This is a genomic window from Micromonospora sp. DT178, assembly GCF_049841695.1.
Taxonomy (GTDB): Bacteria; Actinomycetota; Actinomycetes; order Mycobacteriales; family Micromonosporaceae; genus Micromonospora.
Genome location: NZ_JBNCKV010000001.1, coordinates 165,884 through 188,621 on the forward strand (window position 1 = coordinate 165,884; position 22,738 = coordinate 188,621).

A 22,738-nucleotide genomic window follows, 5' to 3' on the forward strand; every position below is an offset into this window, starting at 1 on the left:
GCCGAGCAACATGCGCCGCATTGCCCGTCGGGCTGCACAGTTACGCTCGGTGTTCGATCCGTAGGTCTCCGGCCCATGTCCTCCGGACGCTTTGCTCTGCATCCTCATGCGCACCAGTAACCGTGGGTGCCTGTTGCGTATGAGGATGCAGAGCAAAGGGCGCGTGGGACTTCGTCGCTCCCGAGGGTGCGTCACGCTGAAGACGCTGGTCACGAGATTGCGGCGTCAAGGGTGGCGACCGCCCCGCCCTTCCGTGCCGACGAGGCCGTCACTCATTGTAGTAACTGGCGGAAGGGCGGGCTCCGTTACTTACCGTAACCAGGCCTGGATGCTGGCGGAGGCGAGTCAGGCTGCGTCGGCGGTTTGCGCAGGTGGTTGCGCTTGTTCCAAAGGGGAGGAGCCGCAGCCGGGACGTGACGGGATGGCAGACCTTCCCGCCGGAGCGGGTGACCCGACCGGCTCAGGTCCCGAGGCGACCGACCCGGCGACCGGGTGGCAGAGACCCGACACGTGAGCGAGGAGGGCCCGCAACCCGGGGATCGGGTTGCGGGCCCTCCTGTCGTTCCGGCAACGCGGCGGTGCGCCTGCCCGGCTCCCGCTCAGGGGCGACCGGCCGCGTCGGTCAGAGGATGGTCCAGGTGTCCCCGCTGGCGAGCAGGCCGGCGAGCTGCTGCTCCGGGGTCTCGGTGACCTTCGCCTTCGCCTCGGCGAGCTGCTCCTGCACCACGCTGTCGTACGACGGCCGGTCCACCGAGCGGAACACGCCGATCGGGGTGTTCCGCAGGTCCAGGCCGGGCAGCCGGGACAGCGCGAAGGCGTACGCCGGGTCGGTGACCGTCGCGTCGTGCACGACGATCTCCCCCGGGCTGACCGACGCGGTCTCCCGGACCTCCAGGCCGAACCCGCCGGGCGGGTGCACGACGCAGAACTGCCCGTCCTTGCCGAACGTGATCGGCTGCCCGTGCTCCAGCCGGATCAGGAAGTCGTCGCGGGTGGCCGGCTCCTTGAGCTGGTCGAACGCGCCGTCGTTGAAGATGTTGCAGTTCTGGTAGATCTCCACGAACGCCGAGCCCTGGTGCTCCGCCGCCGCCCGCAGCACCGACTGGAGGTGCTTGCGGTCCGAGTCGATGGTGCGGCCCACGAAGGTGGCCTCGGCCCCGAGGGCGAGCGACAGCGGGTTGAACGGCGCGTCGGCCGAGCCGGCCGGGGTCGACTTCGTGACCTTCCCGACCTCGGAGGTCGGCGAGTACTGCCCCTTCGTCAGACCGTAGATCCGGTTGTTGAACAGCAGGATCTTCAGGTTGACGTTGCGGCGCAGCGCGTGGATCAGGTGGTTGCCGCCGATGGAGAGCGCGTCGCCGTCACCGGTGACCACCCAGACCGACAGGTCGGGCCGGCTCGCCGACAGGCCGGTGGCGATCGCCGGGGCGCGGCCGTGGATCGAGTGCATCCCGTAGGTGTTCATGTAGTACGGGAAGCGTGACGAGCAGCCGATGCCCGAGACGAAGACGATCCGCTCGCGCGGGATGTTCAGCTCCGGCATGAACTGCTGGATCGCGGCGAGGATCGCGTAGTCGCCGCAGCCGGGGCACCAGCGCACCTCCTGGTCGGACTTGAAGTCCTTGGCGGTGAGCTTGAGGGCGACGGGCTCAGACATTCTTCAGGACCTCTTCCAGCATCGTCTCCAGCTCGGCGGCGGTGAACGGCAGGCCGCGGACCTGGTTGTAGCCGATCGCGTCGACCAGGTACTTCGCCCGGACCACGTGGGCGAGCTGGCCGAGGTTCATCTCGGGGATGACCACGCGGTCGTAGGAGCGCAGCACCGTGCCGAGGTTGGCCGGCATCGGGGCGAGGTGCCGCAGGTGCGCCTGCGCGATGGTGTGGCCCCGCTGGCGCAGGCCCCGGCACGCCGCGCCGATCGGCCCGTACGTGGAGCCCCAGCCGAGCACCAGCACCCGGGCGTCGCCGTCCGGGTCCTCGACCTCGACGTCCGGCACCGGGATCGTCTCGATCCGGGCCGCCCGGGTGCGCACCATGAAGTCGTGGTTCGCCGGGTCGTACGAGATGTCGCCGGTCTTGTCGGCCTTCTCCAGGCCGCCGATGCGGTGCTCCAGCCCGGCGGTGCCCGGGACGGCCCACGGCCGGGCCAGGGTCTGCGGGTCGCGCAGGTAGGGCAGGAACGTGGTGCCGTCGTCGCCGTTGGGCTTCGTCGCGAACTCGACCCGCAGGTCGGGCAGCGACTCCACGTCGGGCAGCAGCCACGGCTCGGAACCGTTGGCGACGTAGTTGTCGGACAGCAGGATGACCGGCGTGCGGTAGGTCAGCGCGATCCGGGCCGCCTCGATGGCCGCGTGGAAGCAGTCCGCCGGAGACTTCGGCGCGATCACCGCGACCGGGGCCTCGCCGTGGCGGCCGTAGAGCGCCATGTTGAGGTCGGCCTGCTCGGTCTTGGTGGGCATGCCCGTGGAGGGACCGGCCCGCTGCACGTCGACGATGACCAGCGGCAGCTCCAGCGCCACCGCGAGGGAGATCGTCTCGCTCTTGAGCGCCACGCCCGGGCCGCTGGTGGTGGTGACGCCGAGCGAGCCGCCGTACGACGCGCCCAACGCCGCGCCGACCGCGGCGATCTCGTCCTCGGCCTGCATGGTGAGCACGCCGAAGCGCTTGTGCTTGCTCAGCTCGTGCAGGATGTCCGAGGCCGGGGTGATGGGGTAGGCGCCCAGGAAGACCGGCAGCCCGGAGCGGACGCCGGCGGCCACCAGGCCGAGCGACAGGGCCGCGTTGCCGGTGATGTTGCGGTAGGTGCCCGGCCGCATCTTCGCCGGCTTGACCTCGTAGCGGACCGCGAAGTCCTCGGTGGTCTCGCCGAAGTTCCAGCCGGCCCGGAACGCCGCGACGTTCGCCGCGACCAGCTCGGGGCGGGCGGCGAACTTGCGCTCCAGGAAGCGCAGCGTCGACTCGTAGGGCCGGTTGTACATCCAGGAGAGCAGGCCGAGGGCGAACATGTTCTTGGCCCGCTCGGCGTCCTTCTTGGACACCGCCTGCTCGGCGAGCGCGCCGACCGTCATCGAGGTCAGCGCCACCGGGTGCACCACGTAGCCGGCGAGGGAGTCGTCCTCGAGCGGGTTCGACTGGTAGCCGACCTTGGCCAGGTTGCGCTTGGTGAACTCGTCGGTGTTGACGATGATGTCCGCGCCCCGGGGCAGGTCGGCGAGGTTCGCCTTGAGCGCCGCCGGGTTCATCGCCACCAGCACGTTCGGCGAGTCGCCGGGGGTCAGGATGTCGTAGTCGGCGAAGTGCACCTGGAAGCTCGACACGCCCGGCAGGGTGCCGGCGGGAGCCCGGATCTCCGCCGGGAAGTTCGGCAACGTGGAGATGTCGTTGCCCAGCTGCGCCGTCTCCGAGGTGAACCGGTCGCCGGTGAGCTGCATGCCGTCGCCGGAGTCACCGGCGAACCGGATGACCACCCGGTCCAGTTGACGGATCTGCTTGGTCACGCCTGCACCTCGCTTCGCTGGGCGCGGTCGCGCGGGCGGCTGAACGTGATGGTGACCTCGCCTTGCCCGGCCACGTGACCTCCTTGACGCACCGCTGCACCAGACCCGCCGAGGCGGGCCCGGTCCGCTGTAGTTACCTCACCTGAGAGCCTACGTCGAATCGCCGCCCCAACATTCTCGGAGGCCGCCCTGTGGGATGGGATCCAGCGAGATTCCACCCCGGTTTGAGGTGTTTCCGTCCCGTCGCCGTAATCCAGATCACCGGTGGCGGGGGCGGGCGGGACGCCGGCCCGGTCGGACCGGCGCCCCGGGGCCGGCCGGGTCACTCGGTCGGTGCCGTGGACGGTCCGGCCACCGGGGCGGTCATCCGCCGCCGCAGGGAGGTGGTCGCCAGCGTGAGGGCGAACACCACCAGCAGCGTGGAGATCACGATCAGCAGGATCGCCGTCCGCCGTACCGAGCCGCCCCCGCCGTCGTCGCCGACGGCCGGGGCGTCGGCGGCGAGCACGCCCTGCGACCCGGTCGGCGCGGGCGGCGAGGCCACCGGGGTCGCCAGCGCGGCGGCGGCGGTGATCCGGAAGCTCATCTGCACCTGCCGGGCCCGGCCGCTGCGCGGGTCGAGCTGCCCGAGCACCGCGCCGGCCAGCGGGGCCTGCCGCTGGGCCTCGGGGGTCGCGGAGACCGGCAGCCGCAGCTGCGCGGTCCGGCCGGCGGCGAGGGTGCCCAGCTGGCAGCGCGTACGGGTGGGGTCGACCGTGGTGCAGCCGGACGGGGGCGCGGGCACGGTCACCCCGGCCGGCAGGACCACCTCGATCCGGCCCTCGGCGTCCACCTTCCCGGTGTTGCCCAGGCGCACGTCGAGCCCGCTCGACCCGCCACTGATGTCGAACGAGACCGCGTCGGCGTCCAGCCTGATCCCCGGCACCGGCGGGCCGGGCGGGAAGAGCACCGCGAAGCCCTCGTCGTCGCCCACCGCACCGGGCACGCCGGGCGCGGTCGCGGTGACCCGGACGGAGCCGCTGAGCGGCATCCGCTTCCAGGCGTCGCCGTCGACCCGTACCCGGAGCAGGGTGCTGAACCGGGCGCCGGGCGCGCTCGCCCATTCGCCGCAGCGGTGCTCCCCGCCGCCGACCGGGGCGCAGCCCCCGGTGCCGGCGTCGGTCAGCCCGGCCGGGAGCGTGTAGGTCAGCCCGATCCGGGCGGGCGTGGTGCCCGTGTTCGTGATGGTCACCCGCAGCGTGGTCACCGTGCTCGGCGCGTTCCAGTACGCGGCGGTCAGGGTGATGTCGTCGGTCGTGACGCTGACCCCGGCCAGGGGCGCCGGCGGGGTGGCGGCGGGCGCGGAGGGCCGGACCGGCGGCACCGACGGCGCCGGGGGCGGTGCGGCGGTGGTCGGCGCGGCGGTGGTCGGCGCCGGCTGCTCCGGAGCGGTGGTCGTCGGGGCCGGCTCGGTCGTCGCGGCCGGTGGCGTGGTCTCCGGCGGTGGCGCGGTGGTCGAGGGCGCCTCGGTGGGCACCGGAGCCGTGTCCGTCGGATCCGCCGTGGGTGGGTCTCCGCCCGGCTCGCCGGCCGGCTCGGTCGTGGGGGAGGCGGCCCGGGCGGCGGTCGGGGCGGCGGTCGCCCAGCCCGGCACCGCGGCGGCGGTCAGTCCGACCGCGAGACCGATCGCCAGCAGGGGCACGGCGCGTCGGTCACGCGCCCGCCGGCCGGGCCGTACGTCCACGCGAGCCATCTGTCCTCCGGTGACGATGAGTGAGATCCCAATATTCGACAATTGTTGCCAGAGGGCACTAGTCCCGCGGGGAAACGAATCCGTAACGGGTTCGACCCGGGCGGCGACGAGGAGCGGTAGGCTCAGCGACCGTGACCGGTTACCTGGGCTCGTACGCGACGCTCGGGCTGCTTCTGCTCGCCAGCGTCCTCTTCTTCGTTACGGCGTTCTCGGCCAACCGGGTGTTACGTCCCGCCCGTCCGGCGGATCCCTTCGGCAAGCGCACCAGCTACGAGTGCGGCCTCGACCCCGTCGGCGCCGACTGGGCGCAGATGCAGATCCGTTACTACGTGTACGCGTACCTCTACGTGCTGTTCGCCGTGGAGTCGGTGTTCCTCTTCCCCTGGGCGGTCGTCTTCGACCGGCCGGGATTCGGCATGGTCACGGTCGTGGAGATGGCGGTCTTCGTCGCGGTGCTGGCGCTCGGCATCCTCTACGCCTGGCGGAAGAACATCCTGCGCTGGTCCTGACGGCCCCGGGCGGCCAGCGCGCGGTCGTCGACCACCTGCAGGCCGGCCGCCACTGGACGGTCGCCCCGCCGTCCCCGCCCGGCGACGGTCAGGCGAGGCCGCGCCGGGTCAGCGTCGGCGGGCGGTCGCCCCGGATCGAGGCGACCATGTCGAGCACCCGACGGGTGGGGCGGACCTGGTGCGCGCGGAACACCCGGGCGCCCAGCCAGGCCGAGACCGCGGTGGCCGCGAGCGTCCCCTCCAGCCGCTCGGCCACCGGCAGGTCCAGCGTCTCGCCGATGAAGTCCTTGTTCGACAGGGCCACCAGCAGCGGCCAGCCGGTGCCGGAGAGCTCGCCGAGCCGGCGGGTGATCTCCAACGAGTGGCGGGTGTTCTTGCCGAAGTCGTGCGCCGGGTCGATCAGGATCCCGTCGGCGCGTACGCCCAGCGCGACCGCGCGTTCGGCGAGCCCGGTCACCGTCGTGAGCACGTCGGCGACCACGTCGGCGAAGGCCGCGCGGTGCGGGCGGGTCCGGGGCGCCAGGCCGCCGGCGTGCGAGCAGACCAGGCCGGCGCCCGTTCGCGCCGCCACCTGGGCCAGTGCAGGGTCGGCGCCGGACCAGGTGTCGTTGAGCAGGTCGGCGCCCGCCGCGACCGCCTCCACCGCCACCTCGGCCCGCCACGTGTCGATCGAGATCACCACGTCGGGGAAGGCGGCCCGGACGGCGGCGATGGTCTCCACCGTGCGACGGATCTCCTCAGCCACGTCGACATCGGCGCCCGGGCCGGCCTTGACCCCGCCGATGTCGATGATCTCGGCGCCCTCCTCGACCGCCCGCTCCACGGCGCGCAACGCGCTGTCCTGGGCGAAGGTCGCGCCCCGGTCGAAGAACGAGTCCGGCGTGCGGTTGACGATCGCCATCACCACCAGCTCGTCCGGGCCGAACGTGCGCCCACCGAGCCGAAGCGCCCCCGCCATGCCGCCTCCTGAAGGTCCGCCGCCGACCCGTCCCCGCCGGCGGCCGATGACGACGCTAGCCGGTCCGCCCGGGTCGGGCCCCGCCGGTCCGCCGTCGCCGCCTCCCGGACCGGTGCGTCGGGCGGAGGTCCTCCGGCACGGATCCGGGACGCGGCGGGTGGCGGGGTCGCTCCCGGCGGTTCGACATGCCACGATCTGTGCATGGGTCAGGTTCTGCTCCTGCTGGTCGTGGCGTTGACCGTCGCGGCGGTCGTGTTCGGGGTGACGGTGCTGGTCTCCGGCCGGGATCCCGGCCTGGTGCCGGCCGAGCCGGACGGACGGGCCGTGCCGTTGCCGGCGGCCCGCCCGCTCGCCGAGTCCGACGTGGGCGAGGTCCGGTTCGACACCGCGCTGCGGGGCTACCGCATGGCCCAGGTCGACCACGCGATGCGCCGGGCGGCCTACGACATCGGCTACAAATCCGAGCTGATCGGCGTGCTGGAGGCGGAGGTCGCCGCGCTTCGCGAGGGACGGACGGCGGATGCCGACGCCCTGCGCCGGGCGCGGGAGCAGGCGGCCGCCGCCGCCGAGCCGTCGCCGCAGGCCCGGGGGACGGTGCCGGTCGGGGCCGATCGGGCGGACGCCCCGGGGGACACCGACGTGGTCGTCGCGCCGATCCCCGCGTTCGCGGGCCCGACCGTCGCCTCGGCGGCCAAGGACGCGCCGCCGGCCGGCTCCGCAGCCGCCACGCACCCCGGCGCCGACCGTGCCGCGGACCGGACCGGCACTGACCGGGCCACCGACTGGACCGGCGCCGACCGCGCCGCCGACCGCGCCGCGGACCGGACCGGCGAGGACGATGCCGCGGTGGACCGTGCCGCCGTGGACGGTGCCGCCGTGGACCGGGCCGGCGACGACGACGCCGTGGACCGTGCCGCCGTGGACGGTGCCGCCGTGGACCGGACCGACGGGGACGACGCCGTCGTGGACCGGGCCGGGGCGGGCGACGGCACGACGCGGCCGGCGGGCGACGCGACCAGCCCCGACCCGGTGGTCGGGTCGGAGTCGAAGTGACCGGACCGGAACCCGGCGACGACCTGCGCGACGTGGCGCAGCCCGGCGCGGGCGAGGTCACCGCCACGGTGATCGTCGACGCGCCGGCGGAGCGGGTCTTCGCGGCGCTGACCGCCTGGGAGCGGCAGTCGGACTGGATCCCCTTCACCACCGTCCGGGTGGTCGAGGGCGACGGCGGCGAGGGCAGCCTGATCGAGGCGGTCACGGCGCTCGGCCCCGCCGTGCTGCGCGACGAGATGCGGGTGGTCCGGGTGGACGCGCCCTACGAGGTGGGCGTCGTGCACTGCGGGAAGCTGCTGCGCGGCCCCGGCGTGCTCCGCTGCACGCCCCTGGAGCGGGACCGCACCCAGGTGGTCTGGCACGAGTGGTTCCACCTGCCCGGCGGGCCGGCGGGCCGGGTGGCCTGGCCGGTGCTCTGGCCCGGGTCCAAGTTCAGCCTGAGCCAGGCGTTGAGGAAGTTCGGTCGGCTGGTGGAGCAGGGCCGGCTCCCCTGACCGGGGCGGCCGGGGATCGTGCGCGTGCCCCCTTGGGGCGACCTGGCCTGATCGACTCGACGTCGCTGACATCGGGGTGACGGCGTGACCGGGACGCCCCGATGTCGTCGACCCCGGTCGGACCGGGCTCGGCCGTGCGGGCGCGGCACGGGACCGCGGACCACGGGCCCGTCGGGGCGGTGCCCTAGCGTGGACGCGTGACTGACCTGGTGATCGGCGCCGACGGGCTGCCGCGATGCGGCTGGGGGCACAGCACCCCCGACTACGCCGCCTACCACGACACCGAGTGGGGCCGGCCCCTGCGCGGCGACGACGCGCTCTACGAGCGGCTCACGCTGGAGGCGTTCCAGTCGGGGCTGTCCTGGCTGACCATCCTCCGCAAACGTCCCGCGTTCCGACTGGCCTTCGACGAGTTCCGGATCGGGACCGTGGCCGGCTACGGCGACGCCGACGTCGCCCGGCTGCTCGGCGACGCCGGCATCGTCCGCAACCGGGCCAAAATCGAGGCGGCGATCGCCAACGCCCGGGCGGCGCTGGAGCTTCCCGAGGGGCTCTCCGCGCTGCTCTGGTCCTTCGCCCCGCCGCCCCGGCCGGCCCGACCCACGTCGTTCGCGGAGGTGCCGGCGCTGACCGCCGAGTCCACCGCGATGGCCAAGGCGCTCAAGAAGCGGGGCTTCCGCTTCGTCGGCCCGACCACGGCCTACGCGCTGATGCAGGCCACCGGGATGGTCGACGACCACCTTGCGGGCTGCCACGTCGTGGCGGCACGGTCGGCGTGATGGGATGGGGGCCATGACGACCGACACCGCGCACCGGGTGGACGGGGCGCGCCCCGCCGACGGCACGGGCGCCTGGGCGGTGCTGCTGCCCACCGGGCGCTACGAAGCCGAGCGGCTCGTCCACCACGACACGCTCGAGTTGACCGGCCTGGCCGACGCCACCCGACCCCGCCCCGGCGACCGGGTGGCCGTGCTGGTCGACGCGCCGCCCCGGCTGGTGGCGCTGGGCCGGGTCACCGGGGCCGGCGGCCAGGAGCCGGAGGACCCGGACGACCCGCAGTCCGAGCGGGTCGAGGCGCCGCTGGTGGTGGCGTACACCCGGCGGGCCTTCGACGAGCCGGTGCCGGCCGACCCGCTGGCGCTCGACGGGCCGGTGACCGCGCTGGACCCGTCGGCCTTCCGGGAGCTGGCCGACCGGCTCGGCCCGCCGCCGCAGCGGCGCTCCTGGCTGGTCAGCCTCGACCTGCCGATCGAGGCCGCGTCGCCCGCCGAGGCGGTCCGCCTGTTCTGGGCCTACGTGCAGGAGCTGGGCCCCCGCGAGCTGCCCGCCTTCGTCTCGCCCTCCGGCGACGAGCTGGCCATGCAGGCGTTCGTGCTCGGCGCGGAGGCCAACCAGGATCCGGAGGAGGACGACTGACCCCGCCCCCGGCGGGCGTCAGCGGCCCTCGTAGACCGGCTTCTGCTTGTTGACGAAGGCCAGGGTGGCGGCGCGGTGGTCGGCGGTGCCCCCGCAGATCGTCTGCGCCTGCGCCTCGGCGGCCAGGGCGTCGGCCAGCGTGCCGGCGTCGGCGATGGAGAGCTGCCGCTTGATCGCCCCGTACGCGACGGTCGGGCCGGCGGCCAGCCGGGCGGCCAGCTCCTGCGCCGTCGGCAGCACCTGCTCGTCGTCCTCCACCAGGCGGTTGAGCAGCCCGAGCTGGCAGGCGTCCGCCGCGCGTACCGGCTCGGCCAGCATCAGCAGCTCGATGGCCTTGGCGTGCCCGACGAGGCGGGGCAGCGTCCAGGAGGCGCCGGTGTCGGCGGCGAGCCCGACGTTGGCGAACGCCATCAGGAAGCTGGTCGACGGCCCGCCGATGCGGATGTCGGCCAGGAAGGCCAGCGAGGCGCCCGCCCCGGCGGCCATCCCCCGCACGGCGGCGACCACCGGCTTGGGCAGGTTGGCCAGCCGGGCGGCGATCGGGTTGTAGTGCGCGCGGACGGTGTCCAGCGGGTTGCCGTCGGTGGACTCCAGGGTCTGCACGTGCTCACGCAGGTCCTGGCCGGCGCTGAACGACCGACCCGCGCCCGCGAGCACCACCGCGCGGCAGGACCGGTCGGTCTCCAGCTCGGCCAGCGTGTCCCGCAGCGCCTCCTTGAGTGCGACGTCGAGCGCGTTCATCGCCGTGGGGCGGTTCAGCGTCAGGGTGACGACGGCGTCGGTGCGGTCGACGAGCAGCGGCTCGGTCACTTCTAACGACCCTTCTGTCGGGCGATGCGGTTGCCGGAGTCGAGGCACTGCTCGACGTACCGGTCGGCGGCCGGCCGCAGTCGCGCCGCGTGCCGGTCGAAGAAACTGGCCGCGGCGGTGCCGGGCCAGCGCTCGGGGAGCAGCGCCGGGGGCAACTGCGGGTCCCGGAACAGGAAGGTACGCCACGCGTGCACGAGCCGGAACCGGGCCGCGTACGCCTCCTCGTCGAGGCTGCGCACGGTGACCCCGGCCAGCAGGGGTCGCTGCTCGGCGACGAACTGCTCGTACGCCTGGCCGATCTCCGCCAGGTCCCAGGCCCGGCGCACCACGCCCATCGCGCCGGGGGTGCCGGCGGTGTGCGCGGCGGTGAACCGCTCGTAGCGCACGCCCGCCTCGTCGAGCAGCACGTCCACGTCCTCACCGGGCCGGGTCGCCACCCAGGTGCACTCGTCCAGTGCGCCGTAGCCGAGGAAGGTGAGGTTGGCCGCGAGCCGCTGCCGGTCCCGCCGCGACAGGGGGGCCTCCAGCACCAGGAGGTCGAACCGCCCGTCCCAGGTGATCCGGCCGGTCCGGTAGATCCGCGCCGCCGCCTCGTCCAGCCGGCGGGCGGCTTTCGGTGTGATCGAGTATCCCGGCCCGGAGGTCAGCCGGCACGGGTCGAGCCACCCCTGGCGGACCATCCGGGAGACCGCCGTACGCACGGCGGGCGGGGCGATCCCGAGCGGCGCCAGCAGCCTGACCAGGGCGGCAACGGGTGCCCGGCCGCCCCTCGCCCGGAGGTGGTCGCCGTACAGGTCGAAGAGTGCCGACCGTGCCTGCATGACCGCACATTGTGACAGGCCTTCTCAGGATAAGCTAGATGCTGTTACATCAATGCTGCTTCGGTTTGGGTCCGGCGGTGTTCATCAGGGAAAATCGTTGGTCGACACCCCCGCGTACGTTGCGGGTGGTCAAGACGAAGTGGCTGTGGGGCAACCCACCGACCCTGGTGTAGGTCTGAGGGGAGACAACATGGCGGCGATGAAGCCGCGGACGGGCGACGGTCCGCTGGAAGTCACCAAGGAGGGCCGGGGCATCGTCATGCGCGTCCCGCTGGAGGGTGGTGGCCGGCTCGTCGTCGAGATGACTCCCGACGAGGCCAACGCACTCGGCGACGCACTGAAGGCAGCCGCCGGCTGACCGAGGAACGGTCCGCGCGCCCGCGTGGGCCTTTCGTCAACCCCTGAGCCACCGGCCCCGCCGGTGGCTCAGGGTCTTCATTCCCCGCGGAGCCGCGCTCCGCGAGCTTCCCTGGAGGTACGGCTCCGCGTGCTCGCCATCCGTCTGCTCGCCGAGCCGGACCGGCTCGACACCCTCGTTCTGCCCGTCCGGCACGCTCCGGCCGACGACGACCAGGCCCGCCCGGCCCCGACCGGGGCGAGGCTGCCCGACGGCGTGGCCGAGGAGGCCGCCGCCCTGGTGCCGGCGGCACGACTGACCGGGCGTCCCGGCGAGGTCCAGGCGCAGTTGCGGCCCGGGCGGGACCCCGGCCGGCTGCTGCTGCTCGGCGTCGGCGAGGGCGACGAGGCGGGCTGGCGGGCGGCCGGGGCCGCTCTGGCCCGGGCCGCGAAGGATGAGATCCACGTCACGTTGGCGATGCCGGCCGACGCCACCGAGGCGGCCATACGCGGACTGGCCGAGGGGCTGCTGCTGGCCTCGTACCGGTTCCGGCTGACCGACGCCGGCACCGCTCCCGCCCTGGCGGAGGTCGACGTCGTGGTGGCCGACCCGGACGCGCACACCGCGACCCTGGAGGTGGCCCGGACGACGGCCCGGATGACCCGGTTCGCCCGCGACCTCACCAACACCCCCTCGTCGGTGAAGAACCCCGAGTGGTTCGCCGACCAGGTCGCCGCCCTCGCCGCCGACGTGCCGGACCTGCACCTGCGCGTACGCGGCCCGGAGGAGCTGGCGGCCGAGGGCTTCGGCGGGATCCTCGCCGTCGGAGGCGGCTCGGCCAGCGGCCCGCGCCTGGTCGAGCTGGACTGGCGGCCGGCCGACGCGCGTACCCACGTGGTGCTGGTCGGCAAGGGGATCACGTTCGACACCGGCGGCATCTCCATCAAGCCGGTGGCGTCGATGAAGCTGATGCGCAAGGACATGGCCGGGGCGGCGGCGGTGGTCGCGGCGACCCTCGGCGCGGCGGCCCTGCGCCTGCCGGTCCGGATCACCACGCTCGCGCCACTGGCGGAGAACATGCTCAGCGGCTCGGCGTTCCGCCCCGGCGACATCATCCGCCACTACGGCGGCACGACCAGCGAGACCACCAACTCCGACGCCGAGGGGCGCCTCGTCCTGGCCGACGCGCTCGCGTACGCCGTCGCCGAGCTGCGGCCCGACCTGCTGGTCGACCTCGCCACGCTGACCGGGGCGAACGCGGTCGCGCTGGGCAAGCGCCACGGCGCCCTCTACAGCGACAACGACGGGCTCGCCGCGGACGTGCTGGCCGCGATCGCCGCCGCCGGCGAGGCCGCCTGGCGGATGCCGCTGCCCGACGACTACGCCGAGCACCTCGGCAGCGAGCTGGCCGACCTGCACAGCTCGCCGGACCGGGGCGCCGGGTCCGTGATGGCTGCGCTCTACCTGCGGGAGTTCACCGGCGGGCTGCGCGACCGGTGGCTGCACGTCGACATGTCCGCGCCGTCGTGGGCCGACGGCGACGACGCCGAGCTGACCCGGGGCGCGACCGGCTGGGGCGTACGCTCGCTGCTGCGCTGGCTGGGCTCGCTGGGTTGACCGGCCGGCGGCGCCCGCCCCCGGCGGGCCCCCGGTCAGCGGCGGGTCAGCACTTGACGGCGGCGAGCAGCCCGTGGCCGACCGGCAGCAGCGCCGGGATCCAGTGCTCCGACTCCCGGATCGCCTTGATCGCCTCGCGGACGGTCACCGTCTCGACGTCCCGGGCGGCGGGGTCGCCGATCCGGCCGCCGGCCAGCGTGCCGTTGAGCGCGACCACGCCGCCCGGCCGCAGCAGCCGCAGCGCGGCGTCCACGCAGGCGGCGAACCCGGTCGCCTCCGCGTCCACGAAGACCAGGTCGTACGCGCCGTCGGCGAGCCGGGGGAGCACGTCCAGCGCCCGGCCGGTGATGATCCGGGTGCGGCCGGCGGCGAAGCCCGCCTCGGTGAAGATGCGTCGGGCGATCCGCTGGTGCTCGACCTCGACGTCGATGGTGGTGAGCACGCCGTCGGCGCGCATCCCGCGCAGCAGCCAGACCCCGCTGACTCCCGTGCCGGTGCCGATCTCCACCACCGCCCGGGCGCTGCCGGCGGCGGCGAGCAGCCGCAGCGCCGCGCCGGCGCCGGGCGTGACCGCCTCGAGGCCGACCTCGTGGGCCAGGCTGCGGGCGGTGCGCAGGACGAGATCCTCGGTCACGTACGACTCGGCGAAGTGCAGGGTCTGGGCCGTCGAATTGCCGGAACCGGCGACCGTGGCGATGGGACACCTCCGGGCGGCATGCGTGGTGCGGGGGCGGGTGGGCACTGTGAGCCTAGAGGCGACGCCGAACGGGCGCAGCCGCGCGTCCGCCACCCGACGATCACGGTCGGCAACCGGTGACTCCATCCGCGGCATCCGTGTAATCCTGGAAGCGGTGTTCCGGCGAGCGCGACCGGGCGACGCTGTCGCCGGGTCCGTGGAGCGCGGGATCCGGGGATGGACTGGGAGGGCACCGACGTGACCGACGGCTGGGACTGGCGCCAGCCCGGGGGAACTCCGGCGCCGGCGCGACCGCCGGTGCCCGGACATCCGCCGGTGGGGTCGCCGCCGACGCCTCAGGGCGCCGGGGGCGGCACGACTTCGCCCTGGTGGTCCGACGCGCTGGCCGACCCGTGGCGCGACCCGGCCGCGCCGGCCGCCGTGGTGCTGCCGGCCGCGCCGAGCCCCGGCACCGAGCCGGAGCCGGTCAGCGACCCGGACGCCCCGGGCCGGCCGACGCTGCGGCAGTTGCTGCTCATCCCGTTGATCACCGCGCTGCTCGCGGGCAGCCTGGGCGGCGCGCTCGGGTACGCCTTCGCGGTGCGCGGGGGCGGCGTGGCCGGCACGGTGCTCGGCGCGGACCCGCAGGCGCCCGGCCTGGCCCAGCGCCGGCCTGAGTCGCTGGCCGGGGTCGCCGAGCGGGTGCTGCCCAGCGTGGTGACCGTCCGGGTGGCGGGCCTCGGCGGCACGAGCGAGGGCTCCGGTTTCATCGCCAGCGCCGACGGGCACGTGATCACCAACGACCACGTGGTGGCGGGGGCGACCGGCAAGGCGTCGGTGGTCTTCAACGACGGCAGTTCGGCCCCGGCGACCGTCGTCGGGCAGGACCCGGAGTCCGACATCGCGGTGATCAAGGTCTCCCGGACGGGCCTGCGGCCGGTCGAGTTCGGCGACTCCGACGCGCTGGCCGTGGGCGACCCGGTGCTGGCCATGGGTTCGCCGCTCTCGCTGGCCAACACGGTCACGGCCGGCATCGTCAGCGCCCTGGACCGGACGATGCGGGCCGGCGAGCCCGGCGGCCCGACGCGCTACTACGCGGCGATCCAGACCGACGCGGCGGTCAACCACGGCAACTCGGGCGGCCCGCTGGTCGACGGCGCGGGCCGGGTCATCGGGGTCAACTCGACAATCAAGTCGCTGGTCTCCGAGGGGCAGGAGGCGGGCAACATCGGCCTCGCCTTCGCCATCCCGATCAACCAGGCCAAGCGGATCACGCAGGACATCATCGGCACCGGCAAGGCCCGGCGCACCGTGATCGGCGCCCAGGTCGGCGGGTCCGGCGCGGGCACCGGGGGAGCCGGCGTACGCCTGGCGGCCGTGGAGCCGTCGGGCCCGGCGGCCGGCGCGGGGCTGCGGGCCGGTGACGTGATCCTGAAGCTCGACGGACGCCCGATGACCGAACCGACCGACCTGATCGCCCTGGTCCGCAAGTTCGCACCCGGCGCGGTGGTGACCGTGGAGTACCGCCGGGGCGCCAACCGGCAGAACGCCTCCGTGACCCTGGCCGCGGACGCCAAGTAGGGACCGGTCACCCCCTCCCCGGGTGGTGCCCCACGTGCGTAGTCTTGCTGCTGACGCCGAAGGAGGCCCGCGCAGTGTTCGAGAACCTGAACTGGTGGGAGATCGGTGCGCTGCTGCTCCTGGCGCTGCTGATCTTCGGTGACCGGCTGCCCGCGGTGATCAGCGACGGCCTGCGCATGGTGCGCAACCTGCGCACGATGGCCAGCAACGCCACCACCGACCTCAGTCGCGAGCTGGGCACCGACATCCAGTTGGAGGATCTGCACCCGAAGGCGTTCATCCGCAAGCACCTGCTCAGCGAGGAGGACGAGCAGGCGATCCGGAAGCCCCTCCAGGGCGTCTACGACAACCTGCGGGCGGACGTCACCGGCGTGCACAACGAGCTGAAGGACGTGGCCTCCGCCGCCGACGTGCGCGCCAACGGCAGCCGTCCGGCCGCCGCCACCGGCAGCGCCCCGGCCCCCGCCCCCCGGGCCAGCTACGACGACGCGACCTGACCCCGCCCGCCGCGCCGCGCCGGAGACGGCGACGGGGGCGGCGCTCCCGGGGGAACGCCGCCCCCGTGCGGGTGGCGACAGCGCCGGCCGTGGCCGGCGTACGGTCAGCGGCCGGCGGGCTTGAGGCCCAGCGGCTTGCCCAGCAGCGACTCCCGGCGCACGGCGAGCCGGTCGGCGACCTGGCCCAGCGCCTTCGCGGCCGGCGACTCCGGCTCGGCCAGCACGATCGGGGTGCCCACGTCGCCGGCCTCGCGCACGCGGGTGTCGAGCGGGACCTGCCCGAGCAGCGGCACCTGCGCGCCGATGGTCTTCGTCAGCGACTCGGCCACCGCCTGGCCGCCACCCGCGCCGAAGACCTCCATCCGGGAGCCGTCCGGCAGCTCCAGCCAGGACATGTTCTCGATGACGCCGACCACGCGCTGGTGGGTCTGCAACGCGATCGCGCCGGCCCGCTCCGCCACCTCGGCGGCGGCGGTCTGCGGGGTCGTGACGATCAGGATCTCGGAGTTGGGCAGCAGCTGGGCCAGGGAGATGGCCACGTCGCCGGTGCCCGGGGGCAGGTCGAGCAGGAGCACGTCCAGCTCGCCCCAGTAGACGTCGGCGAGGAACTGCTGCAACGCCCGGTGCAGCATCGGGCCGCGCCACACCACGGCGGCGTTGCCGGCGGTGAACATGCCGATCGAGATGACCTTCACGCCGTGCGACTGCGGCGGCATGATCATGTCTTCGACGCGGGTCGGGCGCCCGTCCGCGCCGAGCATCCGGGGCACCGAGTGGCCGTAGATGTCGGCGTCGACCACGCCGACGGAGAGCCCGCGGGCAGCCAGCGCGGCGGCCAGGTTGACCGTCACGCTGGACTTGCCGACGCCGCCCTTGCCGCTGGCGACCGCGTACACGCGGGTGCGGGAGCCCGGCTGGGCGAACGGGATGACCGGCTCCTGGGAGGCGCCGCCGCCGCGCAGCTTCGCCTGGAGTTCCTGGCGCTGCTCGGGGCTCATCACGCCGAACTCGATAGTCACGCCGGTCACCCCGGGCACCGCGCCGACGGCGGCCGTGATGTCCGAGCGCAGCTTGTCCTTCAGCGGGCAGCCGGCGACGGTGAGCAGCAGCTCGACCCGTACGACGCCGTCGTCGCCGACCTCGGCGGAGCGGACCATGCCCAGTTCGGTGATGGGCCGGCGGATCTCCGGGTCGTTGACGGTGGCCAGCGCGGCCTGGATCGCGTCGGAGACGGTGCTGACGGGTGCTGACATGCCCGCAATGCTACGTCGGCGGCCGTGCCCCACCGCCGTCAGCGGGGGGCGGTGTGAGCGAATCGATGGCGACGGCTGGGGCGGACGGCATACCGGACGAAGCGGGACGATCGCGCCGGCCCCGCTCGGCCGGTGCCCCGGGGCGGGCGGCGTTCAGGCCGCTCAGGCCCCGGCCTCCCGACCCTCCGGGCGGCCGCCGTGGGCCTGGTCGCCGTCCAGGTCGTCGCGGGGCTCCTCCAGCCCGTCGCCGTGCTGCGGGATCCTGTCCTGCTGCCGGCGCTCCAGCCGCTGCCGGCGCCGGCCCGCCTCGTCCAGCTCCTCGGCCAGCCTGGCCAGCTCCGAGCGGAGGAAGTCCCGGGTCGCCACCTCGCCCATCGCGTTGCGCAGCGCGGCGATCTCCCGGGCCAGGTACTCCGTGTCGGCCTTCTGCATGGTCGCCCGGCGGCGGTCCTCCTCCAGGGAGACCCGGTCCCGGTCGGCCTGCCGGTTCTGCGCCAGCAGGATCAGCGGGGCCGCGTAGCTGGCCTGGAGGGACAGCACCAGGGTCAGGAACGTGAAGGTGTACGGGTCGAAGCGCAGGTGCGCCGGGGCGAGGGTGTTCCAGCCGAACCACAGCGCGATCACGATCGTCATGTAGACGATGAAGTTCGCGGTGCCCATCCCCCGGGCGATCCCCTCGGACCACCGGCCGAAGGCCTCCGGGTCGAACCGGGGCAGCTTGACGCCCCGGGGCTCGCGCGGCTGGTCGAGCCGCTGCGCCCGTCGCTGCTCAGCCATCCGCGCCGTCCAGCGTCGGTCCGGCGGTGGACGGGCGCTCGGCGGCGTCCCGGTCCCGCCAGTCCCGGGGCAGGAGGTGGTCCAGCACGTCGTCGACCGTGACCGCGCCGACCAGCCGGTTGTTGCGGTCGATGACGGGCATGGCGACCAGGTCGTACGTGGCCATCCGGCGGGTGATCTCCGGCAGCGGGGTGGTCGGCCGCAGCGGGTCGATGTCGTTGACCACGATGCCGCCGAGCAGGTCGGCCGGCGGCTCGCGGAGCAGCCGCTGGAAGTGCACCATGCCAAGGTAACGGCCGGTCGGCGTGGTCATCGGCGCCCGGGACACGAAGACCTGCGCGGCGATCGCGGGGGAGAGCTGCGGTTCCCGGATCCGGGCCAGGGCCTCGGCGACGGTGGCGTCCGGCGGCAGGATGACCGGCTCGGAGGTCATCACGCTGCCCGCCGTTCCCGGCGTGTACTTGAGCAGCTGACGCACCGGATCGGCCTCGCCCGGCTGCATCAGGTCGAGCAGCACGTCCTGCTCGGGCGGCGGCAGCTCGCTGAGCAGGTCGGCGGCGTCGTCCGGGTCCATCTCCTCCAGCACGTCGGCGGCCCGCTCGCGGTCCAGGGCGGCCAGGATCTCCACCTGGTCGCGCTCCGGCAGCTCGCTCAGCACGTCCGCCAGGCGCTCGTCGTCCAGCGCGGCGGCGACCTCGTTGCGCCGGGTGTCGGGGAGATCCTGGAGGGCGTTGGCGAGGTCGGCGGGGCGCATGTCCTCCAGCACCGAGAGCAGGTTGGCCGTGCCCCGGCTGTCGGCGATGCCGCTGAGCCCGCGTACCCGTTCCCACTCGACCTGGTGCAGGTGGCCCCGGCGGGTCAACCGGCCGGTCTGCTCGCGTACGGCGACCCGGGCCAGCGACCACTCGCCGCCCCGGCTGCACTCCATCGCCACGTCGACCACGGAGCCCGACTGCCCGCCGGGGTCGACCTGCACCCGGCGGTCGAGCAGCTCCTGGAGCACGAGCAGCTCGTTGGGGCGCTTCTCGAAGCGCCGCAGGTTGAGCGTGCCGCTGCCGAGCACGACCGCGTCGGCGTCGATGGAGGTGATCCGGTTCAGCGAGAGGAAGATCCGCCGCCGCATCGGCATCTCGGCGACCAGACCGACCACCTCGGGCGGGCGTTGCGTCGGCCGCAGCCTGCCCACCGCGTCGCGGACCCGGCCCACCTGGTCGCCGTTGGGATCGAAGACGGCGACTCCGGCGAGCCGGGCGAGGTAGACCCGGGTCGGCGTGCTCACGGGCACCAGCCTAAGCGCCTAGTGTTTATCAACATGTCGACCTTGGCCTACGAGATCGTGGACGTCTTCACCGACCGCCCGTTCGCCGGCAACCCGCTGGCGGTGGTGTTCGGCGCCGAAGGGCTGGCCACCGAGCAGATGCAGGCGCTCGCGCTGGAGTTCAACCTCTCCGAGACGGTGTTCGTGCTCCCGCCCACACAGGTCGGCGCCACCTACCGGGCCCGCATCTTCACCCCGGCCGAGGAACTGCCCTTCGCCGGTCACCCCAGCGTCGGCGCGGCGGTGACCGCCCGCCGCCGCGGCATGTTCGGTGTGGGGCAGGTCACTCAGGAATGCGGGGCGGGCGTGCTGCCCGTCGAGGTGACCGCCACCGGGGCGACGCTGACCGGCGGCGTACCCACTCTCGGCCCCGAGCTGGACCCGGAGCCGCTGCTGGAGATGGCCGGGCTCACCGCGGGCGACCACGTCGGCCCGGCTCCCCGGGTGGCCGGCTGCGGGCTGGAGTTCCCGTACCTCCCGGTCCGCCCGGACGCGGTGGCCCGCGCCCGGGTCAACGCGGCGGCGGCGCAGCGGTACGGAGTGGAGCACGTCAGCGTCTTCTCCTGGGACGCCGCCGCCCAAACCGCGCACGCCCGGGTCTTCGTTCCGGGGCTCGGCGTGCCGGAGGACCCGGCCACCGGTTCGGCCGCCCTGGGCCTGGGGGTGTGGCTGGTCGCCAGCGGCCTGCTGCCCGCCGACGGGCGGGCGGAGTACACCGTCCACCAGGGCATCGAGATCAACCGTCCGTCCGTGCTGGCCTGCACGGTGACCGCCGCGGACGGTCAGGCGGTGGGCGCCACCGTGGCCGGCCACGTCGTGCCGGTGGCGCGGGGCGAGATCACCGTTCCCCCGTTCGTCGGCTGACCTCGGCGATCAGCGCCGCCCGCCCGGGCGGCGCTGACGGGACGAGGGTTGATGCGGGAGGATGCGAGGGTGACCGACGCGGAGCGGACCAGCACGCCGCTGGTCGACGAGGCGATGAAGAAGGCCGCCGTGGCCTGGGTGAGCGTGCCCGGCGGGCCGGCGCTCGCGCTGTGGTGCCTGCCCCTGGAAGGGGCGCTCTTCGTGGTCAGCGGCCCCGGGGAGCAGTCCGCCCCGGGCCTGGCCGACGCGACCGAGGCGCAGGTCACCCTGCGCGGTGACCACGGCGGGCGGATCGTGACCTGGCCGGCCCGGGTGAGCCGCCTGGCGCCCGGCACCGAGCACTGGGAGACCGCCGCGCCGCTGGTGGCCGCGAAGCGGCTCAACGCGCCGGGGCCCACGGCCGAGCTGGTGGAGCGCTGGGCGGCCGACGGCTGCGCGGTGAACCGGCTGGAGCCGGCCGGCGAGCCGGTCGCCGGCGCCGGGCTGCCCGCGGACTCGCTGGCCGAGGTGCCCCGCGAGACGCCGGCGGTCCGGGCGACCCGCAAGCCGTTCCGCCTGCACCGGGTCCGCCGCCGCTGAGGCACCAGGCCCGGGCCCGGGCTCACGCGGAGAGGCAACCGGCCGGCACGGGTGCGACCGCCGGCACGGGCACGTCCGCCGGCCCCGGCACCCGCTCGACGAGGCCGACCACCTCGTCGAGCGAGCGCAGCACCGGCCCGTTCCAGGCGGCGTCGGCGTTGAACACCATGTGACCGGCCAGGTCCGGTGCGGCCAGCCGCACGGCGGTCATCCCGGCCCGCTCCGCCCCGGTCAGCTCCTGGCTGCCGCCGTCGCCGACGTAGAGGCAGTCGGCTGGCGCCAGGTCGAGCCGCCGGCACGCCGCCTGGTAGAGCGCCGGGTCCGGCTTGCAGCGCCCCACCAGCACGGAGAAGACCCGCACGTCGAGCAGCGGGGCGATCGGCAGTTGCGGCAGGAACGCCGGCAGCTCGTGCGTGCAGTCGCTGATCACCCCGGTACGCAGGCCGAGCCGGCGCAGCGCGGCCAGCGTCGGCACCGCCTCGTCCCGCAGCCGGGTGTCGGCGCGTACGGCCCGGTGCCGGGAGGCGACCGCCGAGCGCACCGCGTCGTCGGACGGGTGCACGCCGGCCTGCTCGCAGACCCAGCGCAGGGTCGCCTCGGCGTTGCCGTGTCGCCCGCAGGCCCGCTCGTAGTAGGTGCGGTCGAGCACGTCGACGAGCGTGTGCGGCGGGCAGCCGAGCAGCTCGGCGGTCGACCGGTGGGCCGCGCCCCGCTGGACGGAACGGGTCAGCGTGCCGAAGAAGTCGAACAGGACCGCCTGGTACGTGGGCATGGGGGAGCGCCTCCGGGCGGTAGGGGAATCGCCGGCGCGGACAGGCATGATCGTAACGGAGTGCTGACGTTCCGTGGCGACTCCTGACGTGTGAGGATTGCTCCTCGTGTCCCCCGCAGCGCACCGCCCGCCGTTCGACCCGGTGACCACCGGGGCGGTCGTCCTGGCCGTGGTCGCCGTCTCGTCGTCCGCGCCGCTGGTGGCCTTCGCGGCGGCGCCGGCGCTGGCCGTCGCGTTCTGGCGCAACCTGCTCTCGGTCGCGGTGCTCGGCCCCTTCTCGGTGGCCCGGCGACGCGCCGAGTTCCGGTCGCTGACGGTCGGCGCCGGGCGGCGCGAGGGCCTCTACTGCGTGCTGTCGGGGGTCGCGCTCGCCGCGCACTTCGCCACCTGGATGCCCAGCACCAAGCTCACCTCGGTCGCCGCGGCGACCGCGCTGTGCGCCACCCAGCCGGTCTGGCAGGGGCTGATCGCGCGCGCCCAGGGCCGCCGGCTGCCGGGCGCCGTGTGGGTCGGCATCGGGGTGGCGGTCGCGGGGGCGGTCGTGGCGACCGGGGCGGACTTCGCCGTCTCCGGCCGGGCCGTCGCCGGCGACCTGCTCGCGGTGGCCGGCGGCCTGTTCGCGGCGGTCTACACCGCGCTCGGCGAGCGGGCCCGCACGACGATCAGCACGACCACCTACACCACCATCTGCTACGGGGTCTGCGCCCTGGTCCTGCTCGTGGTCTGCCTGGTCGGCCGGGTGCCGCTGACCGGCCTCGACGCCGACACCTGGCTCGTCGTGCTGGCCCTGGTGGCCGGCGCCCAGCTGCTCGGGCACTCGATGTTCAACTTCGCGCTGAAGAAGGTCTCGGCGACCACGGTCAGCGTGCTGGCCCTGCTGGAGGCTCCGGGCGCGGCCCTGATCGGCTGGGCCTGGCTCGGGCAGCTGCCGGGGGTGACCGCCCTGGTCGGGCTGGCGCTGCTGTTGTCCGGCGTCGCGGTGGTGGTGCTCGGCGGCGCCCGCGCGGCCCGCCGCCTCCGACCGCTCGCCACCGCCGTCCCCGCCGACGCCGGCCCGCCGCCCGGCTGACCCGCGCGGTCGCGGGTGGTGGCGTCACGTGCACACCGGCGTCCCCGACTGGGCCACCCACACGCGGGGCCGGCCACCCCGGTCCCTCTGCCGGGCACCGGTGGCAGG

The 22,738-nt window shown here is 74.6% G+C and carries 22 protein-coding genes and 1 pseudogene; 12 read left to right on the plus strand and 11 right to left on the minus strand.

Features of this window, described 5'->3' with window-relative positions; all coding sequences use genetic code 11:
- Positions 1-622 precede the first annotated feature (622 nt).
- The 3 genes from ACLQ22_RS00820 to ACLQ22_RS00830 all read right to left on the minus strand — a co-directional run bounded on the left by ACLQ22_RS00820 (position 623) and on the right by ACLQ22_RS00830 (position 5,229).
- Positions 623-1,657 (minus strand): 2-oxoacid:ferredoxin oxidoreductase subunit beta, encoded by a 1,035-nt coding sequence (locus ACLQ22_RS00820; protein ID WP_089002176.1) that lies wholly within the window; start codon positions 1,655-1,657, stop codon positions 623-625.
- Positions 1,650-3,497: a 2-oxoacid:acceptor oxidoreductase subunit alpha gene (locus ACLQ22_RS00825; protein WP_425690610.1), complete on the minus strand. Its 1,848-nt coding sequence runs from the start codon at positions 3,495-3,497 to the stop codon at positions 1,650-1,652. The genes ACLQ22_RS00820 and ACLQ22_RS00825 overlap by 8 nt, the downstream gene beginning before the upstream one ends.
- A 322-nt stretch (positions 3,498-3,819) precedes the next feature.
- Entirely contained in the window at positions 3,820-5,229 is a 1,410-nt protein-coding gene (locus ACLQ22_RS00830; RefSeq protein WP_425690611.1) for a hypothetical protein, read from the minus strand.
- A gap of 131 nt (positions 5,230-5,360) precedes the next feature.
- Between ACLQ22_RS00830 and ndhC the strand changes: the two genes are divergently transcribed.
- Positions 5,361-5,738, plus strand: a complete 378-nt coding sequence (gene ndhC, locus ACLQ22_RS00835) for an NADH-quinone oxidoreductase subunit A (RefSeq protein WP_121396759.1) — start codon at positions 5,361-5,363, stop codon at positions 5,736-5,738.
- A gap of 88 nt (positions 5,739-5,826) precedes the next feature.
- On the opposite strand, the gene folP is transcribed toward ndhC, so the two are convergent.
- Complete coding sequence (folP, locus tag ACLQ22_RS00840) at positions 5,827-6,696, minus strand: dihydropteroate synthase (RefSeq protein WP_425690612.1); 870 nt, start codon at positions 6,694-6,696, stop codon at positions 5,827-5,829.
- A gap of 201 nt (positions 6,697-6,897) precedes the next feature.
- Between folP and ACLQ22_RS00845 the strand changes: the two are divergent.
- The 4 genes and pseudogenes from ACLQ22_RS00845 to ACLQ22_RS00860 all read left to right on the plus strand — a co-directional run.
- A pseudogene (locus ACLQ22_RS00845) lies at positions 6,898-7,260 on the plus strand (DivIVA domain-containing protein); the annotation flags it as partial.
- Positions 7,261-7,745: 485 nt separating this feature from the next.
- The gene (locus ACLQ22_RS00850; protein WP_366640975.1) at positions 7,746-8,243 is read left to right on the plus strand and encodes an SRPBCC family protein; all 498 of its coding nucleotides are present in this window, start codon (positions 7,746-7,748) and stop codon (positions 8,241-8,243) included.
- 197 nt (positions 8,244-8,440) lie between these two features.
- Positions 8,441-9,022, plus strand: coding sequence for a DNA-3-methyladenine glycosylase I (locus tag ACLQ22_RS00855; RefSeq protein WP_425690613.1), 582 nt, complete (start codon positions 8,441-8,443; stop codon positions 9,020-9,022).
- A 13-nt stretch (positions 9,023-9,035) separates the two neighbouring features.
- Positions 9,036-9,659: a hypothetical protein gene (locus tag ACLQ22_RS00860; RefSeq protein WP_425690614.1), complete on the plus strand. Its 624-nt coding sequence runs from the start codon at positions 9,036-9,038 to the stop codon at positions 9,657-9,659.
- An 18-nt stretch (positions 9,660-9,677) separates the two neighbouring features.
- On the opposite strand, the gene ACLQ22_RS00865 is transcribed toward ACLQ22_RS00860, so the two are convergent.
- Together ACLQ22_RS00865 and ACLQ22_RS00870 are read right to left on the minus strand one after the other, a co-directional pair.
- Complete coding sequence (locus ACLQ22_RS00865) at positions 9,678-10,469, minus strand: enoyl-CoA hydratase/isomerase family protein (RefSeq protein ID WP_366640972.1); 792 nt, start codon at positions 10,467-10,469, stop codon at positions 9,678-9,680.
- Positions 10,470-10,471: 2 nt separating this feature from the next.
- Positions 10,472-11,290 (minus strand): PaaX family transcriptional regulator, encoded by an 819-nt coding sequence (locus ACLQ22_RS00870; RefSeq protein ID WP_089002167.1) that lies wholly within the window; start codon positions 11,288-11,290, stop codon positions 10,472-10,474.
- Positions 11,291-11,480: 190 nt separating this feature from the next.
- On the opposite strand from ACLQ22_RS00870, the gene ACLQ22_RS00875 reads away from it, so the two are divergent.
- Together ACLQ22_RS00875 and ACLQ22_RS00880 are read left to right on the plus strand one after the other, a co-directional pair.
- On the plus strand, positions 11,481-11,648 hold the full coding sequence (locus ACLQ22_RS00875; protein WP_007455245.1) for a DUF3117 domain-containing protein: 168 nt from the start codon (positions 11,481-11,483) through the stop codon (positions 11,646-11,648).
- A gap of 129 nt (positions 11,649-11,777) precedes the next feature.
- Positions 11,778-13,244, plus strand: coding sequence for a leucyl aminopeptidase family protein (locus tag ACLQ22_RS00880; RefSeq protein WP_425690615.1), 1,467 nt, complete (start codon positions 11,778-11,780; stop codon positions 13,242-13,244).
- Between the two features lie 46 nt (positions 13,245-13,290).
- Here ACLQ22_RS00880 and ACLQ22_RS00885 read toward each other — a convergent pair whose 3' ends face one another.
- Positions 13,291-13,878: an O-methyltransferase gene (locus ACLQ22_RS00885; protein ID WP_089003702.1), complete on the minus strand. Its 588-nt coding sequence runs from the start codon at positions 13,876-13,878 to the stop codon at positions 13,291-13,293.
- Positions 13,879-14,157: 279 nt separating this feature from the next.
- Between ACLQ22_RS00885 and ACLQ22_RS00890 the strand changes: the two genes are divergently transcribed.
- Both ACLQ22_RS00890 and ACLQ22_RS00895 read left to right on the plus strand, forming a co-directional pair.
- Positions 14,158-15,501, plus strand: a complete 1,344-nt coding sequence (locus tag ACLQ22_RS00890; RefSeq protein ID WP_425690616.1) for a S1C family serine protease — start codon at positions 14,158-14,160, stop codon at positions 15,499-15,501.
- Positions 15,502-15,575: 74 nt separating this feature from the next.
- Positions 15,576-15,998 carry a preprotein translocase subunit TatB gene (locus ACLQ22_RS00895; protein ID WP_366640969.1) on the plus strand — a complete coding sequence of 141 codons (423 nt, stop codon included), beginning with the start codon at positions 15,576-15,578 and terminating at the stop codon, positions 15,996-15,998.
- A 104-nt stretch (positions 15,999-16,102) separates the two neighbouring features.
- Here the strand turns inward: ACLQ22_RS00895 and ACLQ22_RS00900 are convergent, their stop codons facing one another.
- From ACLQ22_RS00900 to ACLQ22_RS00910, 3 genes are all read right to left on the minus strand, one after another.
- On the minus strand, positions 16,103-17,251 hold the full coding sequence (locus tag ACLQ22_RS00900) for an Mrp/NBP35 family ATP-binding protein (protein WP_121396749.1): 1,149 nt from the start codon (positions 17,249-17,251) through the stop codon (positions 16,103-16,105).
- Between the two features lie 162 nt (positions 17,252-17,413).
- Entirely contained in the window at positions 17,414-18,028 is a 615-nt protein-coding gene (locus tag ACLQ22_RS00905) for a DUF1003 domain-containing protein (protein ID WP_121396748.1), read from the minus strand.
- Positions 18,021-19,307, minus strand: a complete 1,287-nt coding sequence (locus tag ACLQ22_RS00910; RefSeq protein WP_425690617.1) for a magnesium transporter MgtE N-terminal domain-containing protein — start codon at positions 19,305-19,307, stop codon at positions 18,021-18,023. The genes ACLQ22_RS00905 and ACLQ22_RS00910 overlap by 8 nt, the downstream gene beginning before the upstream one ends.
- 33 nt (positions 19,308-19,340) lie before the next feature.
- On the opposite strand from ACLQ22_RS00910, the gene ACLQ22_RS00915 reads away from it, so the two are divergent.
- Positions 19,341-20,210, plus strand: coding sequence for a PhzF family phenazine biosynthesis protein (locus ACLQ22_RS00915; protein ID WP_425690618.1), 870 nt, complete (start codon positions 19,341-19,343; stop codon positions 20,208-20,210).
- 51 nt (positions 20,211-20,261) lie between these two features.
- Entirely contained in the window at positions 20,262-20,789 is a 528-nt protein-coding gene (locus ACLQ22_RS00920) for a hypothetical protein (RefSeq protein WP_425690619.1), read from the plus strand.
- A 22-nt stretch (positions 20,790-20,811) separates the two neighbouring features.
- Here ACLQ22_RS00920 and ACLQ22_RS00925 read toward each other — a convergent pair whose 3' ends face one another.
- Entirely contained in the window at positions 20,812-21,561 is a 750-nt protein-coding gene (locus ACLQ22_RS00925) for an HAD family hydrolase (protein WP_425690620.1), read from the minus strand.
- Between the two features lie 97 nt (positions 21,562-21,658).
- Between ACLQ22_RS00925 and ACLQ22_RS00930 the strand changes: the two genes are divergently transcribed.
- On the plus strand, positions 21,659-22,630 hold the full coding sequence (locus ACLQ22_RS00930) for a DMT family transporter (protein ID WP_425690621.1): 972 nt from the start codon (positions 21,659-21,661) through the stop codon (positions 22,628-22,630).
- Positions 22,631-22,738 lie beyond the last annotated feature (108 nt).